This window comes from Acidobacteriota bacterium (assembly GCA_039030395.1).
Classification (GTDB): Bacteria; Acidobacteriota; Thermoanaerobaculia; order Multivoradales; family JBCCEF01; genus JBCCEF01.
Window position 1 is genome coordinate 125,948 of the sequence record JBCCEF010000005.1, and the last position, 17,541, is coordinate 143,488.

The window sequence follows — 17,541 nt, forward strand, 5'->3', positions numbered from 1 at the left end:
GAGGGGGTGCGCCCTAGCCGGGGCGCATCATTGAGCCGCCGCCGGCCTTGGGCGCTGCTTCGCGCTCCGGTTCCGGGGTGAAGTCCTCTCCGGGATTGATGAAGCGGTCCGTCACCACCCGGTGCTGCTTGTCGTAGAGCTCGCGATAGCGGCCGCCGGCCGCCAGCAGGGTGGGGTGGTCGCCGCGCTCGACGATCTCGCCCGCCTCGATCACCAGGATCTGGTCGGCGCTGACGATGGTCGACAGGCGGTGGGCGATGACGAAGGTGGTGCGGCCGGTCCGTAGATGGCCGAGGGCCTCCTGGATCAGCCCTTCGCTCTCGCTATCGAGGCTGGAAGTGGCTTCGTCGAGGATCAAGATGGCCGGGTCCGCCAGGATGGCGCGGGCGATCGCCAGGCGCTGCCGCTGGCCGCCGGAGAGCTTGACCCCACGCTCGCCGATCACCGTGTCGAAGCCGTCCTCGAAACCCTCGACGAACTCCGTGCAGTGGGCGACGGCGGCCGCCTGTTCGACCTCTTCGCGGGTGGCGTTCGGGTGGCCGTAGGCGATGTTCTCGGCGATGGTGCCGTCGAACAGGAAGTTCTCTTGCAACACCACGCCGAGGTGCCGCCGGTAGTCCTGGAGGCGCAACGTGCTCAGGTCTTTGCCGTCCACCGTCACCCGGCCGGCGAGGGGGCGGTAGAAGGCCGTCACCAGGCCGATCAGGGTGCTCTTGCCGGAGCCCGAGGAGCCCACCAGGGCGGTGGTCGAACCGGCCTGCGCTGCAAAGGAGATGTCCTTCAGCACGGGCACCCCTTCTTCGTACTCGAAGGTCACGTCCTCGAAGGCGATGTCGCCGCGCACTCCCGGCAGGCCGGCGCGGTCGGCGTCTTCGGCATCTTCGGCGGTGACGGTCATCAGCTCTCGGATGCGGTCGAGGCCGGCGAAGGCCTCCGAGAGCTGGGTGCCGATGGAGGCGATCTGCACCACCGGCGCCACCAGCATGCCGGTGAAGAAGATGTACATCACGAAGTCACCGAGGGTCATGGTGCCGGCGACGATCGAGCGGGTGCCGATTACCATCATCAGCACGCCGATGCCGCCGAACAGCAGACTGGCAAGGGCACCGACGCCGGCCACCGCCGTCACCGATTTGGCGACGTTGCGCAGCAGCTTGTGGACGCCGCCGGTGAACACCCGCTGCTCGCGCTTCTCGGCGGTGTAGACCTTGACGATGCGAATTCCGCCCAAGGCTTCGGACAGCCGGCCGGTGACGTCGGCATTGAGCTTGCCGCGCTCCCGGAAGAGCGGTCGCAGGCGGCTGAAGGCGAAGGCCATGATGCCGCCGAAGACCACCAGCACGAGGAGCGTCAAGGAGGTCAGGCGCCAGTTGAGCCAGAACAGCACCACCATCGAGATGGCGGCGGTGATGAAGCTGCCGACGAGCTGCACAATGCCGGTGCCGACCAGGTTCCGGATGCCCTCGGCGTCGGTCATGATGCGCGAGATCAGCACGCCGCCCTTGGTGGAGTCGAAGTAGGAGACGGGCAGCCGGCTGACGTGTTCCTGCACCTGTCGCCGCAGCTCGGTGATGGAGCGCTGGGCGGCCACTCCCAGGAGCTGCGACAGGCCGAAGGTGGTGACCGCCTGAACCACCGTGGCGGCGCCGGCGGCGGCAGCGAGGGTCATCAGCAGGTCGGTGCGGCCCTGGCCGAGAACATCGTCGATCAGCACCTTGGAGGTGGCCGGCAGCACCAGGCCGGCGAGGCGGCTCACGATCATCAGGCCGAAGCCCACGGCCAGCCGGCCGCGGCGCGCCCACAGAATGCCTTTGGCTTCCTGCCAGCCGTCCCTCAGGCGGTGGACTTTCTTCTTGTCGGAATCGGGTGTACTCAAGGAGGCACCTCGGTCAGGCGGGAATGGATCCCTCGAAGACTCCTCGAGGGTGGAAGTGCATCATACCTGCCGAAACGAAAAAAAGGCCGGCGCTTCCACGCCGGCCTTCGAGGTCCTCCTCAGGGGAGAGAACTCAGGGGTGCAGGTTTCGAATCACGCAGCGCAGCAGGCGGCTGAATTCGCGCCCGTTGATCTCGTGGCTGAACTTGAGGTACAGCAGGTAGTGAAACGAGCAGCCCAGGTACTCGAGCGGATGAGAGGCATCGAGTTCGCACTGGGTGAGGTTGTCGGAGATGCTGCAGCCGTCGCCGAACAGCGTGTTGTCGACACCCGAATCGCAGCTTCCGATGACCACCGTCGGGCCGGTATCGGAATCGATGCACTGATCTTCGATGTCACCGACGCCGTCGCCGTCGCCGTCCATCAGGGACCAACCGACATCGACCATCTGGAAGGGGGTCAGATCGAGGGTCTGTGCGCCCTCTAGGTCGGAGTTGATGGCGGGCTCCATCAAGAGGTTGGGAGTGGCCACCGAGTCGAAGTGCGAGATCGACGAACCGAGGGCGACGACCGGCGGCGCATAGAGACGCGCCAGACCGTTGTCATCGGCTCCGGACAGTTTGTTCGGGTTGAGGCCGATGGTCGCCGTGAGGCCCGGCAAGTTGCCCTTGATGGCGTTGCCTTGGTCGAGGGTGATGCCCACAGAAGGGATGGTGATGGTGGGGTCCGAGCCGCCCATCGGGGCGGGGCCGCCGGCCACGTTGTTCGCCACGATCGCCGCCACGGCGCCGGCCGCTTGAGCGTTGCCGACCTTGGTGGTGAAGCCACAGCCACCCCGATCGATCAACGCGACGGCGCCGGTGAGGTCGCCGACCAGCGGTTCGCAGGCATCGGTGCGGGGAGCGACGCCGTCGTCCACCAGCACCACCGGTCCGGTGGTGCCTCCGAGGGTCAAGGCCGGCCCGAAGGCGGCGGCCTGCGCATCGAAGGTGCCCGCGACGCCGGCATCGACGAACGGCCGATTGCCCAGGAACCGGTCGGTCCGGGCGGTGACCTCAGGACCGTTCCACACCACGTTGCCGTCGTTGATGGCGGAGGCCACGCGCTCGGCGTCGGTCGCCATCTCGACCCAAGTGAGGCCGGTCGTGTTGTCCTGGGTGAACACCGAGAAGATGTCGTCCTGGCCGTTGAAGAAGGCGCCGGTCGCTTCGTTGGTGAAGTTCGAGAAGCCGAGACCGTGGGCCATCTCGTGCAGGATGACGTTCAAGAAGTCCACGCCGGTGCCGGCGTCGTTGTCCAGGCCGTAATACCAGCCGCGGCCCCCGAGACAGGTCGGATCGTCATCGATCAGCGAGTTGAAGCGCGAGATGATGTCGCCGAAGCCGGGGTTCAGGTCCACGCCGGCGATCTTGTCCGCCAGGGAGGAGTGGTACCAGGTCGTCGGTCGCGCCGAAGGATCGAAGTCTGAGAACACGAAGGTGGTGCCGGCAGAGCCGAGGACGGCGCCGGTCGGGGTACAGGTGAGTGGAGTGAAGGAGGCGAGGACGAAGATGTCCACATCGCTCTCCAGGGTGGCGCCCCAGATGTCGGCGGCAAACTGGTAGGCGATTTGGCGCTGTTCGCCGAGGGTGACGCCGGGGTTGCCGCCGACCGGAGTGGCCGGGGTGGTGTCGTTCAGGCCGACCCCTGGCGGGTCGATCCCGACGACGATGACGTTGGCGCCGGCGAAGGCCGGGCTAGCGACGACCAGGGCGAGCAGCAAGGCGAGCAGAACGGCCGGTAGGTGGCGACGATTCATCACTGCTCCTCCTGCGGGGCCGGAACCTGGTTCGGCGTCGGCTCGGCGGCGGCGTGGGCCGCAGCGGCCTCCTCACCCTTGATGCACTCTGCGACCCATTCGCCGTCGGCATTCACGCGAATCACGGTGTGCTCGTGAAGCGCCGGATCGAGTTCGGCAGAAACCATCCCGTTGGCGTGGTAGACCGGGCCGCGGGCCGGTGCCGAGATGTTGCCGAACCCGTTGCGATCGGTGTGGCGGCGCATGGCGGCGAAAGCTTCGCTCAGCTTGGCTGCCTCTTCCGGAGTCGGCTGGCGGAGCTTGCCGGTCTCCGGGTCGATCTGCACGATCATGCCGGAGCTGAGGGCCGGTATGGACACCTCGACGGATTCAGCATCGTCGGTCGCCGGGCGTTTGCCTTCGTCAGCGGTAACCGACGCGGCGAAAAGCAGGGCGACGGTCAACAGAACCAGCGCCAAATGAACTGGGGTTTTCCACCGAACACTCATGATAGTGCCTCCTTACGACACGAGGTTGAGATGTAGGCCGCCTCGAGCGGCCGTCTACAGAATCGATGCTCCGGGGCGGCGGCAGGTACTACTTCGCATTGAAAAATCTACAGAGAATTACTTGCGTACAGGCTACGAAGAATACTCAAGACTGTCAAGAATTTCATTTCTGAGATGTCAGGAAATTGCTCTTTTGGGTGAGGTCGTTTGAAGCGCGGGATCCATTTCCTGAGGCCTCCGTGTAACTTTTCGCCTTCTCGCCCCGTTGGAATCCTGTGTGATGGGGGGCTCCTTTGACGAAGTGTTCGAGCGGTATCAACGCCGCATCTTCACCCTCGCCGTTTACACTTTGGCGAACCGGGAGGAGGCCGAAGAGGTGACCCAGGACGTGCTGGTCAAGGTGTGGCGCCGGGGAGGTGAAGTTCCCGCCGATGGCCGCCTGGCGTGGGCCCTGCGGGTGACCCGCAACGCCTGCATCGATCGCATCCGCCGGCGAGCGGCGGCGCGCTCGGTCGCTCTCGACGCGGGTGGCCTGCCGGAGATTCTCGCCGCCGCCGGGCCGGGGCCCGAAGAACGAGCCCGCAACCGCGTCCTGCGCCGCCGCCTGGTGTCGGCCCTCGGCGAATTGGAGGAGCCCTACCGCAGCGCGTTGATTCTGCGGGAGGTGCAGGGCCTTTCCTACCGCGAGGTAGCGGATACCCTGGAACTGCCCTTGAACACCGTGCGGGTCCACATTCACCGCGGGCGCCGTAAACTGCGGGACGAGTTGCGTGAGGTCTATGCCGATGTGGCGAGCTGAAGATCGAAAGGACTGCGACCGGTGGCGCGAGATGCTCGATGCCCATCTCGACGGTGAGTTGACCGCCGCCGAAGTTCCAGTGTGGGAGGAGCACCTGGAGGCCTGCGTCGCCTGTCGCGAAGAGCTGCGTTTGGCCGAAGAGGTGCACCAGGAGCTGCGCTCGCTGCCGATGTTCGACGCGCCCGAGATTTCGACGCCGGAGGCCGGTGCCGGTTTCGTTGCCGATGCCGGTGTCGCTCGCTTTCCCTCCCCGTCGGCTCAGCCGGCGGCAGGGGGCTGGCGGTCCTGGGCGGCCGCCGCCGGGCTCGGAGTGTTGGTGCTGACGATCTTCTGGTGGCTGGCCTCGGGAGCGGGGGAGGCCCGCCGAGACCTCGCGCGGCTGTCCGACGAACCGGCCAGCTCTGCGCCACAGGACCTGCGCCTCGCCGAGGAGGAAGCGCGGCTCGCCTTCGCCTATATCTCCCGCGCCGGTCAGCGCGCCGGCATGCAGGTGCGCGACACGGTGCTGCGCGAGGCAGTGCTCGAGCCGGTGGTCGAGACGCTGGCCCGGTCCCTGACCCGCGCGGATACCTCCCCGGCGGAGGGTTCGCCTTCGCCCCGGGAGGGCGCCGCCTCGTGAGTTCCTTTCGTTTGCTAGGAGCGGTGGCTTTGGTGGCGGCGCTGCTGTGGAGCGCCGCGCCGCGGGCGGAGGCGCAGCCCGAAGCGCCGCCGCCGGCGGAAACGTCGGCCCTCGAGTCCCATCCGGGATACGTGCCCCTTGGCGAGCTCGCCCTGCTGCCGGAGGACAGCCTGTCCGTCGAAGTCGACCTGTCCGGCCCGCTGCTGCGCCTGATCGCCGGCGCCACCCGCTCCGAGGACCAGGATTTCTCCAGCTTGATCTCGGGGCTGCTGTCGATCCGCGTGCAGGTGGGCTCGGTGGCCGCCGGCGATGCGAAGCGGGTGGACCGGCGGGCCGCCGCCGCCGCCCGCTGGCTGGACGATCACGGCTGGCACCCCACCGTGCGCATGCGCGATGGGAACGGTCGCAACTACATCTACCTCAAGGAGCAGGACGGCGACCTGGTGGGCCTGACGGTGGTGGCCTTTGAGCACGATCAAGAAGCGGTGCTGGTGAACATCGTCGGGCGCATCGACCCGGAGGGCCTCGGCGAACTCGCCGGCCGTTTCGACCTCCCCGGCCTACTCGGGGTGGACTCCACGGAAACGCCCTCGGATCCGTAGACTCATCCGAAAAGGAGCGCCTCGATCCGACGGCCTCTCTATGTCTGATTTGATCTATCGAGGGTGGAGCGATGGGAACGGATCCGTTCGACAACTTGATCGATTTGCCCCTCGGCGAAGGGGAGGATCGGTCGCGCGAAGCTGAGCCATCACCGGGCGACCCCGCCCCCCGGCCCGAAATCCCCGAGTCTCCGCCTCCCGCACCCCCGCCGCGCCGCCAAAAGGTCGCCTGGTGGCCGGCTCTGTTGCTGCTCATCGCCATCGCCGGTGCATTGGGCTGGTATTTCTACTCGACCCAACGCAATCCGGCGGTGATGCGGGTGGAACCGGCGTTGGTGGATCTCGGCTCCATCGCCGTCGGTTCCTCCGGCGAGGCTTCGAACGTCACCTTGAAGAATGACGGCGGTCGGGCTTTTACCGTTTCGGACCTGGCGAGCGGTTCCCCCAGTGCGTTGATCGACGGCGACGAGTGCCGCGGCCGACGGTTGGAGCCGGGGGCGAGCTGCGTCCTGGCCCTGCGCCTACGGCCGGCGGAGGCCGGTCGCCTGAGCGGCCGATTGACGATTTCCGCCACCGCCGCCAACAGCCCCCTAGAGGTGCCCTGGGTGGGCACCGGAACCGCGCCGCGAGCGGAACTGGAACCGTCGGCCGTCGCCTTCGGTGAGACGGAGGTCGGACAGACCGGTTCGCCTCGCACCCTGACCGTGCGCAACTCCGGGATCGGCCCCTTGATGGTGCGCGAAGTGTTGCTCGAAGGCACCGCCGCCGGTGCATTTCAGCGTGAGCAAGATGGCTGCCGTGGTGTGCAACTCGCTCCCGGGGCGAGCTGCCGCGTCGAGCTGTCCTTTGCTCCGCGGGTGGCCGGTTCGCAGGAAGCCAGCTTGCGCTTGTTGAGCGACTCCGCCGAGGCGGTACCGCTCGTCTGGCTGTCCGGCAGCGGGGTGATCGGTGCCCGGCTGCGCTTCGTCGCCGACGATCTCGACTTCGGAATTCACACCCTCGGCGCGCCGGCTGCCCGTCGCGAATTGACGGTGGTGCACGAAGGTCGTGCCGCCGGAGTGGATATCGAGGCGGTGGCGCTGGCCGAAGGGGATGCGCCTTTCGAGATCTTGGAGGACGGTTGCCGTGGGCAGCAATTGGCTAGCGGTGAACGCTGTGTCGTGAGCGTCGCCTTTTCGCCGTCGGCGGCAGGATCCCAAGAGACGCCCCTGCGCCTGCTCCTGCGGGACGACCGGGAGGGACCCTGGATTCCACTGCGCGGAGTCGGTGCGCCGCCGATGCTCGAAACGGAACCCTCCGGTGCGGTGGACTTCGGCGAACAGGCGATCGATTCCGGGCCGTCGGAGAGCCGACGGATCGCCTTCACCAACGGCGGCGAGGGCGCCCTTCCGCTCGCTCCGCTGGGGCTGCGGGGCGATGACCGCGCGGCCTTCCGGGTGGTAGACGACGGGTGCGGCGAGCGGGTGCTGGCGCCGGGTGAGCGCTGCGCGGTGCGGGTGCGTTTTCTGCCGACCGCCGAGGGGGTGTCGGAGGCGCGCCTGATGCAAGAGGCGGCGGACAACTCCGGGATCGCGGATCTCAATCTTGCGGTGGTGCTGCGCGGGGTCGGCGCGGCGGCGGCGCTACGGGTCGAGCCGACCCGTCTCGATCTGGGTTCAGTGGCCACGGGCGAGGCGGCGGGGGCAACCTTGCGGCTGTCCAATCCGGGACGGGCTCCCCTCGCCATCGAGTCGTCGGACGTCGTCGGCGAGGGCTTCTCCGTCGACCGGGCAGACTGTCCGTCGTCTCTCCCCGCCGGTGCGTCCTGCGTCTGGCAGGTGCGCTTCAAGTCGCGGCGGCCCGGGACGGCCGGCGGCCGCCTGGAGATCGCCTCCAATGCCGGCAACCGGCAGGTGCCGCTCACCGCCGAAGTGAGAACGCCGCCGAAACCGGAAGTCGCCGTTCAGCCGGCGCGCCTCGACTTCGGAGGCCAGCCGGTGGGCGAGCGCGGCGAGATTTTGGACGTGGTGATCCGCAATCCAGGAACCGGTCGGCTGGTGCTCGAACCGATGCGGCTGGAGGCCGGGGACTTCCGTTTGGTACCCGGCTCCTGCGAAGGCGCGCCCTTCGTCGCTCCGGGGGCCGACTGCACCGTCGGCGTGCGCTTTCTGCCGACGGCGGCGGGGCCGCGCAGCGCCCGCCTGCGTATCTCCCACAACGCCGGAGCGGCGCTGATCGTGATGATCGCCGGTGAGGGACTTTGAAGTCCTGCTAACCGCGGCGAAAGGCGAACCACACGCCGACACCGAACAACAGCAGAGCGATCATCACCAGGGCGGTGGCACCGCTGACGAAGATCAGTTTGCCTCGGTCGGAGTGGTCGCTCCACCATTCCCCTTCGAAGAGCTCCGGCTCCCGGTGGATCTGATAGCCCAAGCTGCCGGAGAGACGGTCGACATCCTTGCGATAGCGGTCGAGATCAGCGGCGGGCACCCGGTCCGCCCGGGTCTCCAACTCGTAGGTCAGACGGATCCCGTCGGGCACCTCCGTCGATCGCGCCGTGTACCGAAACCATGGATTGTCGATGGTTTCCTCGACCGCTTCGAAGGGTCCCTGGAGTTCGGCGGAGATCTCCACCTCCTCGATGCGATGGAGTGGATGAGGTAGGGCGTAGGGAGCGGCGCGCTCTCCGGGATCCGGCCGGGGGAGGTCCGAGCCGACCAGGAGGACGAGGGTTTCGAAGGAGATGTCGTTGTCCTGCGGGCGGCGGAGTTCATAGCTTTCTCGGATCTCGATTCGGTTGGCGGAACGAGAGTCTTCAATCTCGAGATCCGCCGTTTGGGTGATCGAGCCTTGATCCATCGTGTAGTACTCGACGTACTGCTCTGCCAGCTCCTCCTCGGTCGTGGTCTGTAGGGTGCGGCGCTGCTGTTCCGCCAGGTAGCCGGTGAACTCCGATTCGATGACCGCCGAGGCCGCGCCTCCGTTGGGAACCCGGTAGGCATAGCGGTGACGGGATGCTCCCGGCCCGCCGGCGGTGTCCGGCAGCGCCGTCAGGCCGGCGACCTTCGGGCGGCTTTCCAAGGCCAGGCCGTAGTCCGGAATGTAGACGTCGTCCGGTCCCTGGCCGCCCTGCTGGCTCAAGGTGGCGTCGATCCAAACGGATTCGCCGTCGATCTCGGCAACGGCGACGACGTGGTCGAACACCCGGGGAGACGGCAGGTCTCGAGCGATGCTCGCTCGCCGCTCGCTGTGTACGAAGGCCGGCCAGGCCTCGATGCCGAGTTCCCGCAACAGTGCGAGAAGCAGCGTTGTTTTGTCCTTGCAGTCGCCGTAGCGGCGTGCCAGGACTTGCCGCAGGTCGTAGGGCTGGTGGGTGTGTTCGTCGACCGCCAGGGCGAAGTAGCGGATCTCTTGCTGCACCCAGTCGCGCGCTGCGACCAAGCGGGCACCGGGATCGGTGGTGCGGCGCGCGATCTGCCGGGCGACCTGGGCCAATTCCGGCGGGGTGGTGCCGGGGCGGTAGAGGGGAATCGACCAGGCCGCCACTTCGGACCAGTCGCGAAACTCCGACACGGTGAGGGTCGGCAGGCTGAACCAGCCGGCCGGCTCGTTCCACTCGGATTCGGCGGGCTCGATGTCGCGGCCGTGCCAGTGGATCTCCTGCCAACCGTCAACATCGAGGGTCCGGGCTCTTGGCAGGGTGTCGCTGGGACTCTCGGGAGCTTCGAGTTCGCGACTGGCAGAGGCTTCGTCCTCGGCGGCCTCGTCCTCGCCGTGGAGGGCTGCGAAGACTTCGCCTCCGCGGTGGATTTGAGCCTGCAGGGTGCGCCCTGGAGCGCTTCGCAGGCGCAGGCGCTCGTGCTCCACCGGGATGCTGGCGGTGAGGCCGAAGTCGGAACTGTAGCGCCCGCCATAGACCGGATTGGATCCGCGCAGGGTGTAGGCGATGCGCAGGGTGTCGCCGACTCGGAGATCGCCGATCAGGGCGACCAGGGTTTGATTCTGGTCGTAGATCAGGCGTCGCAGATCGTCCTCTCGCTGGATGACGCTCAGGCGGCTGGCCGCGAGGCGGTCGGACCAGGCGCCGCCGCGCAAAACCTCCAGATGGTGGAGGGTGAAAGTGTGGTAGCTCGGCTGGAAGGGGATTTCCCAAATCCCCCAGTTTTCAAGATCCGCCTGCGACCCGAGGACCACCTGAAAGTCGTAGTAGGTCTCCGCCGGGCCGACGGCGGGTAGCAGCACTTGCCGGTCCACCCAGCGGTAGGCGGTGCGCCGGGAGGATGTCTCCGGCGGCGGATCCGAAGGCGGCGCGGTGTCGGTCGCTGGAGTGGCGGGTTGGGCTTCGAGCAGCTCTTCGGGCATTCCTTCGACCCACGACGGAACTTTCCCGAGACGCACCGCGGGATGAGGCGAGGTCGGCTGCGCTGAGGCGGCCGTTGCGCTCCAAGCGACCAGGGCGAGGAGTGCGAGCCTCCAAGGCCGGAAGGCGCCTCTCAAACTCGCGCGAGAACTTCTTGCCATAGGGTTCGGTAGGCGTTGGCCGGTTCGCTCTTCGCCACCCACTCGCCGAGGGGCGCGCGGTAGAGGCCCATACGCTCGACCAGAGTGGAGTAAGGGATGTAGGACCTGAGGAGGGAGCCGTCCGCCTCGGCGACAATCTGCTTGTGCAGGCTCTTGCGGCGGTCGACCATCGAGAAGAAGGGCAGCACCTCGAGGCGCTTGGGTCCGCGCTTTTTGAGGTGCCGGCGGATCTGGTCGAGGGTGCGCATCGAGAGCGGCGTGGGGATGGTCGGCACCAGCAGCGCGTCGGCCGCCACGAAGACGCTCTCGGAGGTTTGCGAGATGCTCGGGGCACAGTCCAGGATCAGGTGGTCGTACTCGCCGGAGAGCGGTTGCAGCAGACGGGCGAACTGCCGGCGAGGATCGGCCGTGGCCTCCAGCGCCTGATCCATCTTGCGGTAGGAGAAGGCCGCCGGCAGCAGATCGAGGCGCGGATAGTCGGTGCCCTTGATCACCTCAGCCAGTTCTCGCTGGCCGCGCACCAGCTTCTTGCCGCCGCCCTTGACCTTGGCGGCAACGCGGAAATAGAAGGTCGCCGCCGCCTGCGGATCGAGATCCCAGATCAGGGTGCGGGCGCCGGCCGCGGCAGAGCACCAGCCGAGGTTGACGGCGGCGGCGGTCTTGCCCACGCCGCCCTTGATGCTGTAGCAAGCGAAGATCTTCATGCGCTTTCCCCGCCCGACCCTCCGAGTCGGCGAAAGAGTTTCTCCGTCGGTGGAGAGTCGAGGGCGGCGAAGCGCTCGGCAAAGCGGCCGCGGACCTGCCGCGCCCGCTCGGCAAGCTGCTCGACCAGGCGACCGGTGGCGATCAGCGCCGCCGGATCTTCGAGTTCGCTGGCGTATTCGGCGAGGGCCGCCCGGTGGACGGCGAGATCGTTGAATTCGCCCAGCACGTCCTGCAGCCGCTTGAGCTGCTTGATGGCGCGGGTGGCGTCCTTCGGTGACCAGAGGGAGCGAAAGAGCTCTAGCAGGTAGCGCAGTTTCTTGCCGTCGATGCGCAACCGGTGGAGGGCCTCGTCCGGCGTGGTTTCTTCGATCGCCCGGCCGCGCTTCAGCAGGCGTCGCCGCGCCTTGCGCACCTTGCCGGCGGCGGTCCCGGCGATCGGCCGGTTCGCCGCTTCGGTCGAGTTCCCGTCATCATCCACGAAGGCCGCCCAGCGCTTCAGCAGGCGCTCGTAGCGGGCGGATTGGAGCACCCGCGCCAGGCGCCGCTGGGACTGACGATGCTTCTTCTCGAGCAGCCGGGAGAGGGGCGTGAGGTCCCGGCGAACGGAGTCCGGCAGACCGGCGGAATAGCCGTCGATCTTGAGGCGGTAGACATCGAGATCGCGGGCTGGCCCGGTCTGGCGACCGAGCCAGCGCAACTCATCGGCCAGCGCTCTGCGTGGCCGCTCGTCGAACAGGTCGGAGAGTTGACCGAGGATCGAGCGCGAGCGGCGCACCGCCACCCGTAGTTGGTGCAGGAACTCCGGGTCGAGGCCCCGGACGGTTCCTGGCTGGTTGAGCCGCACGATGTCGTGGAGGCGGCCGAGAGCCGCGCGGACGGCGTCTCCGGCCGGCTGCTCCGGATCGAAGCGCGGTGCGAACTTCGAGGGATCGACTCCGAGCTCGAGGTCGAGAGCCTGGGCGATGTGTTCGAGTTCGTCGCCGGCCAGGGGCTGGGCATGGGCCCGAACGAGCTCCCGGGCCACCGCATCTGCCTCGTCCGTGTAGCCACGGAGCGCCGTCACCCGCAGCAGCGGCGGCAGCGGGCGGTAGGCGCCGCCGCCGGCCGGGCGCTGGACGTCCCCCTCGATCACCGCCAGGCGGGCGACGATCTTGCGGCGCAGGTCGAGGATTTCGAGATTCATGCCGGCCCGGCGATGATGGGCGATGGGAAGCAGGGCGCGCACCCCGAGGATGCCGGCCAGTTCGGCGGCCCAATCGGCCTCCGGCAGGGCGCCCGCGCGGGTGGGCAGGGATGCGGTGCGCACGGTGCCCAGCACCTTGCCCGCGGCGTCGCGCCACTCCAGCTCGTGGGCTCCGCTGCGGCGCCGGCTGAGGAGCCGGCGACCGGCTCGGTGGAGGCGGCCGTCGAAGGTGTCGTAGTACACCCGGCGAACCGCCGGCAGCCGGCGACGGCGCACAGCGGTGGCGGATGTTTCCATCTGCGCCAGGGCTTCCGCAGAGTCTCCGGCGGTGTAGAAGCGGGGCTCGATCATTTGCCTTCGTCGGGCGAACGGCTGGCCTTCAATATGTCGCCCAGGGAACCGAGGCCGCCGGTTGATTGCACCCGCGGCGGAATCTTGGAACCGGCTGCTGGCGAGCCGGCTGCAGGGGAATCGGCGGTCGCCGTGCCCTCCGCCTCGCCGTCGTCCACCGCCGCGTCGAGGGTCAGGGAGATGCGCCGCCGCTCCTCGTCCACGGAGAGCACCCGCACGGAGAGGTCCTGCCCCAGTTCCACCGCCTCGCGGGCGTGGGCCAGTCGCCGGCCGCGCCCCAGCTCGCTGATATGGAGCAAGCCGGTGAGGCCCGGCGCAATCTCCACGAAGGCACCGAACTGCTCGATGCGCAGCACCCGGCCGGAGAGGATGGCTCCCGGCGGGAAGCGCTTCGCCGCCTGGTCCCAGGGGTCGTCTTCGAGGCTTCTGCGGGAGAGCGAAACGCGCTCGCCCTTGCCGTCGCGGCCTTCCTCGATCTTGAGGATCTCCACTTCGAGGCGCTGACCGACGGACAGTTCCTCCTGCGGATGTTCGAGCCGCCGGTGGCTGATCTGGCTGACGTGCAGCAGCCCTTCGAGGCCGCCCAGGTCGACGAAGGCACCGTAGCTGGTGAGCGAGGTCACGGTGCCTTCGAGAATCGCGCCGACGGACAGCTTGGCGCGGGTGGCCTCCGCTTGCGCCTTGGCCTCTTCCTCCAGCAGGGCGCGGCGCGACAGCACCACGTTCGGCCGGCCACGGACCTCTTCGAAGCGCACGATGCGGAAGGACAGCGTGCGCCCGATGTACTCCGTGGCGTCTTCGACAAAACGCATTTCGAGCTGGGAGATGGGGCAGAAGGCCCGCAGGCCGGCGACCACCACCTCGACCCCGCCTTTGTTCACCGCCTCCACCTGGCCCTCCACCGGCAGGCCGGCGCGGAAGGCCTGGGCGATCTCTTCCTGCGCCGCCTCGCCACCCTGCACCCGGCCGGCCTTGACCCGCAGGATCAAGCAGCCGCTGTCGTCGGTGCCGGTGACCATGCCCTCGATCTCCTCGCCCACGCCGTGGGTGAGGTCGCCTTCGTCGTCGATCAGTTCCTGAATGGCGACCGTGCCCTCGGTCTTGCCGACGAGATCGACAAAGGCCGTCTCGCGGCCCACCGAAAGCACCGTTCCGCGCACCCGGTCGCCCACCTTCGGACCCTTCTTGGGCGTCGCTCCGTCGCCGCCCTGGCTCTTTTCGAACTCAGCCAGGATCTCCGCGAAGTCGCGCTCGTCGGTCATCAACCGACTCCGCCGGTGGCCTTGGAGCCCAGTTTCCTGACGATCTCGAATTCCGTGCGCTGAACCGGCTGGATCGAAAGGCGTTGACCGCGCTTGGTGACGAGCATCTCTTCCAGGCCCTCGGTTTCTTTGAGGGTCGCCAAGGACACCACGCCGGGGAACTTTTTCTTGAACCGGATGTCGACCATGTACCAGGTCGGGTCATCGGGGTCGCTCTTTGGGTCGTGGTACTTGTGCTTCGGGTCGAAGGCGAAGGAGTCCGGATAGCCGGCCTTCGAGACCTCCGCCAAGCCCACCACCCCCGGCGGCTTGGCGTTCGAGCGATAGAACAGCACCCCATCGCCCACCCGCATGTCGTCGCGCATGAAGTTGCGCGCCTGGTAATTGCGCACGCCCTCCCAAGGGGTCGTGCCGTCGGACTCCAAATCGTCGATGGAGTAAGCCTCCGGCTCCACTTTCATCAACCAATATCGCTTCGTCTTTGTCATGGTTTCCTTTCGGACAGGGGTCGAGATCATAGCAGCCCGCGTTGACGCCGACCGCCGGGCGCCGTCCTGCTACGCTGGCGGGCATGATCGGGCGGCGGCGGAAAGCGTGCGGTGGGAATCGGCTCTGGCGCTGGAGCCTGACGTTGGCGGTAGGCCTCGCGGCGGCGACCGGAGTGGCGGCCGTTGCCCAGGATCCAATCCCACCCACGGCTAGCCGCCTGCTGGAAGAGATGGTTGCGGCCTACGCCGAGTCCCGGGATCAGGGCTATCGGGATCGAGGCGAGGTACGGATCGACGGCCAGGGGTTTCGCTTCGAGACGGCGGCCGGGCCGGCACCGCTCTTCCGCTTTACCTGGACGGAGCCGGACGGCACCCGTACGGTTCTGTGGCGAGACGACGCGGGGGAGTACCGCTGGAGCGGCAAGACCGGCGAGATGGAAGGCGAGGTACCCCTCCTCGGCGCCCTCAGCGCTCTCCTCTCCGGCGCGGCCTTCGACGCCCTGACGGTGCCTTCCCTTTTGATCGCCGGCGCGGCGGCGTTCGAGCCGGCCGAGGGTTTGGCCGTCGACGGCCCGGAGCGCTGCGGCGAGGCGACCTGTTGGGTGGTCACGCTGGGGCGTTTGGCCGGGACGGTGGAAAGCCGTCTGTGGCTCGACCGTGAATCCTCTCGCCTGCAGCGGGTCGAGATCGATCACTTTCCGCCGCCGGCGCCGGTCGCAGTCGAATCCTTCCGATCCCTGCGGCTCACTCTCGAGGAGGCCGGAGAGGCCATCGCCGGTCCCTCCTTCGACCCTCCGAATCGACCCGACGAAGCGGCGCCCGCGCTGGATCCGGGTGCCTTCGGCGAAACCATCGAGGTGTCGTTGCGGACGATCGCCCTGCGGGCCGTCGATTCGCGCGGCGAACCGATCGCGAATCTCGAGCCGGACGATCTGCGGGTCACCCGTGGCCGCCTGGGCAAGCGGCAGGAGGTGCCGGTGATCGCGGTGGACTGGATCGCGGCGGCCTCCGAGGCGGGCACCGAGCCGACCCTTCGACGGTCCCGGCTGAGAGGTGCTCGGCTGAGAGATGCCGACCCGGCGGAGGAGGCGGCCGTCGGCTTCACCGATGCACCGGTGGGGACGGCTGAGGAGCAGTCGATCCTGTTCTTCATCCAGCCGGACATGCACGCCGTCCGCACCAAGGGGCACCTGCGCATCCTGCCCGAGCTGCGCAAACTGCTCGCCGCCCTGCCGGCCGACGACCGGGCGGCGGTGGTGTCCTTCGACTCCCACCTCAAGCTGTGGCACGACTTCACCCTCGATCGCGACGCCGTCTACCGAGCGATCGAGCGCTCTGTACGTTTCAGCGCCATGCCCGAGGGCCGGCGTCTCAGCGAAGTGAAGCGCGACGGTCCGGGTCTCGCCGAGCATTTCGACGTGCGCGCCGCCCGCGACGTGGCGCGTCCCGAGGAGGCCCTGCGCACGGTGGCCGAGATTCTCGACCGGCTGCCGGGCGAGAAAGCGGTGATCTGGCTGGGCTGGGGGCTCGGGCGCTACGGCGGCGGTGGCGTCAGCATGGGGCGGGACTACTCGCCGGCGGTCCGGCGACTGGCATCGGCCCAGGCCACGGTCTTCGTCCTCGACATTACCGACGCCGACTTCCACACCTTGGAAATCGGCCTCCAGCGCGTCGCCGCGGACACCGGCGGCACCTACGAGCGCACCCACGTCTTCACCGGCCAGGTGGTGCAGCGCCTCGCCCGCACCCTCGCCGGCTACTACCGGGTGACCCTGGCGACGGACGAAATCCCGGACAATCTGCGGGTGACCCTGAGGTCGAAGGAGGGCAGGATACTGCTCAGGCCGGGGCGGGGTTAGGGCTTCGACTTTTCTTTGCGCAGGCGATCCTCGAGCCAATCGATGGCGCCTTTGGCTTCTTCGGAGCGGTCGAAGCGGTCGAGGAGGGCCTTGACGGCCGGTCTGCTGGTGCCGTGGACTTTGCCTTGGATCCAGCTCACCCCTTCGTACGTCGAAACCTCTGGAGACTCTCCGGAATCGTTGACCAGCACAGCCAAGGGATCGACGAACGCGTGGAAGGACTCGCCATCTCTCACGGCACCGCTGGCCTTGAGGCTGAGCAAGAAGCGAATCCCCTCGATGGCACTCAGTGGCACATTGGGGCGGTCAGCTCGATCGAGACCCTGGATCGTTCGACCGACCACATCGGACAGGCTTTGTTCCTCCTGGGATCCGACATTCATCGCCTGAATGAACTCGAAGCTGTCGCCCTCCGCGGTTCGAAGGATCTCCGACACCAGAGCGTCAGAGTCCCGAGCTAAATCCCAGAAGCGCCGATCCAAGTCTCGGAAATCTTCGAACTCGAAAGGGAAGTCAACGATCTCTTCCGCCCACCATCCGCTCTCCAAGTCAGCGAACCGGACGGTCCAAAGATTCTTCCGAGGGTCCAGCGACTGACTTACGACGATGCGATGGCCGCCGGGCGTGAGGATCAGCCAGTGACCTTGAAGAACTGTTCGGTGGATCTTTACTCCTTCTGCCACCAAACCATCGGGCTCCCCTCGCCAGGCAAAGTAGTAGTGGATTCCCAGGGTTTTTTCTTGCCCAGCAGAGATAGTGTGTGGAGCAAGGACGCTCATCCAACACACGATCGCAGCGAAGCCAAGACGACGAAGGGTTGGTGTGTTCTTCACGGAGTCCTCGGAGGGAGGTGGTGCTCCTTGCCGTAAGCGAAACATTTTCGACATCGTCTCACACGGGCGCCGTCTGGGCAGTCGGTTTCGGTGTCTTCCGGTCCGATCGCCGCGCTGCGGCCGGAATTGCCGCGGTTTGACCAAGATGTTGCCGCTGTGGCATTGTCGCGTTTGG

At 67.6% G+C, this 17,541-nt stretch carries 14 protein-coding genes; 5 read left to right on the plus strand and 9 right to left on the minus strand.

All coding sequences use genetic code 11. From position 1 onward, the window contains the following. Positions 1–13 precede the first annotated feature (13 nt). The 3 genes from AAF481_07375 to AAF481_07385 form a co-directional block, all read right to left on the minus strand. A complete protein-coding gene (locus AAF481_07375) occupies positions 14–1,876 on the minus strand; it encodes an ABC transporter ATP-binding protein (protein MEM7480980.1) in 1,863 nt (620 codons plus the stop codon). Positions 1,877–2,009: 133 nt separating this feature from the next. Further along, positions 2,010–3,674: a PA domain-containing protein gene (locus AAF481_07380; GenBank protein ID MEM7480981.1), complete on the minus strand. Its 1,665-nt coding sequence runs from the start codon at positions 3,672–3,674 to the stop codon at positions 2,010–2,012. Next, positions 3,674–4,117, minus strand: a complete 444-nt coding sequence (locus AAF481_07385; protein ID MEM7480982.1) for a hypothetical protein — start codon at positions 4,115–4,117, stop codon at positions 3,674–3,676. The genes AAF481_07380 and AAF481_07385 overlap by 1 nt, the downstream gene beginning before the upstream one ends. Before the next feature lie 325 nt (positions 4,118–4,442). Between AAF481_07385 and AAF481_07390 the strand changes: the two genes are divergently transcribed. From AAF481_07390 to AAF481_07405, 4 genes are all read left to right on the plus strand, one after another. Beyond that, positions 4,443–4,961 carry an RNA polymerase sigma factor gene (locus AAF481_07390; protein ID MEM7480983.1) on the plus strand — a complete coding sequence of 173 codons (519 nt, stop codon included), beginning with the start codon at positions 4,443–4,445 and terminating at the stop codon, positions 4,959–4,961. Further along, a complete protein-coding gene (locus AAF481_07395) occupies positions 4,948–5,580 on the plus strand; it encodes a zf-HC2 domain-containing protein (GenBank protein MEM7480984.1) in 633 nt (210 codons plus the stop codon). The genes AAF481_07390 and AAF481_07395 overlap by 14 nt, the downstream gene beginning before the upstream one ends. Next, positions 5,577–6,182, plus strand: a complete 606-nt coding sequence (locus tag AAF481_07400; GenBank protein ID MEM7480985.1) for a DUF4252 domain-containing protein — start codon at positions 5,577–5,579, stop codon at positions 6,180–6,182. The genes AAF481_07395 and AAF481_07400 overlap by 4 nt, the downstream gene beginning before the upstream one ends. Before the next feature lie 71 nt (positions 6,183–6,253). Continuing rightward, positions 6,254–8,425 carry a choice-of-anchor D domain-containing protein gene (locus AAF481_07405; GenBank protein MEM7480986.1) on the plus strand — a complete coding sequence of 724 codons (2,172 nt, stop codon included), beginning with the start codon at positions 6,254–6,256 and terminating at the stop codon, positions 8,423–8,425. Positions 8,426–8,432: 7 nt separating this feature from the next. Here the strand turns inward: AAF481_07405 and AAF481_07410 are convergent, their stop codons facing one another. The 5 genes from AAF481_07410 to AAF481_07430 form a co-directional block, all read right to left on the minus strand. Beyond that, positions 8,433–10,526: a DUF3857 domain-containing protein gene (locus tag AAF481_07410; protein MEM7480987.1), complete on the minus strand. Its 2,094-nt coding sequence runs from the start codon at positions 10,524–10,526 to the stop codon at positions 8,433–8,435. 131 nt (positions 10,527–10,657) lie between these two features. Next, the gene (locus AAF481_07415; GenBank protein ID MEM7480988.1) at positions 10,658–11,389 is read right to left on the minus strand and encodes a ParA family protein; all 732 of its coding nucleotides are present in this window, start codon (positions 11,387–11,389) and stop codon (positions 10,658–10,660) included. Further along, positions 11,386–12,924, minus strand: a complete 1,539-nt coding sequence (locus AAF481_07420; protein ID MEM7480989.1) for a CHAD domain-containing protein — start codon at positions 12,922–12,924, stop codon at positions 11,386–11,388. The genes AAF481_07415 and AAF481_07420 overlap by 4 nt, the downstream gene beginning before the upstream one ends. Next, the gene (locus AAF481_07425; protein MEM7480990.1) at positions 12,921–14,186 is read right to left on the minus strand and encodes a S1 RNA-binding domain-containing protein; all 1,266 of its coding nucleotides are present in this window, start codon (positions 14,184–14,186) and stop codon (positions 12,921–12,923) included. Before AAF481_07425 ends, AAF481_07420 begins: the two co-directional genes overlap by 4 nt. Then, entirely contained in the window at positions 14,186–14,674 is a 489-nt protein-coding gene (locus tag AAF481_07430) for an EVE domain-containing protein (protein ID MEM7480991.1), read from the minus strand. Before AAF481_07430 ends, AAF481_07425 begins: the two co-directional genes overlap by 1 nt. A gap of 143 nt (positions 14,675–14,817) precedes the next feature. Here AAF481_07430 and AAF481_07435 point away from each other — a divergent pair, with 143 nt between their 5' ends. Further along, positions 14,818–16,533, plus strand: a complete 1,716-nt coding sequence (locus tag AAF481_07435) for a hypothetical protein (protein ID MEM7480992.1) — start codon at positions 14,818–14,820, stop codon at positions 16,531–16,533. On the opposite strand, the gene AAF481_07440 is transcribed toward AAF481_07435, so the two are convergent. Continuing rightward, positions 16,530–17,510 (minus strand): hypothetical protein, encoded by a 981-nt coding sequence (locus AAF481_07440; protein MEM7480993.1) that lies wholly within the window; start codon positions 17,508–17,510, stop codon positions 16,530–16,532. The genes AAF481_07435 and AAF481_07440 overlap by 4 nt on opposite strands. Positions 17,511–17,541 lie beyond the last annotated feature (31 nt).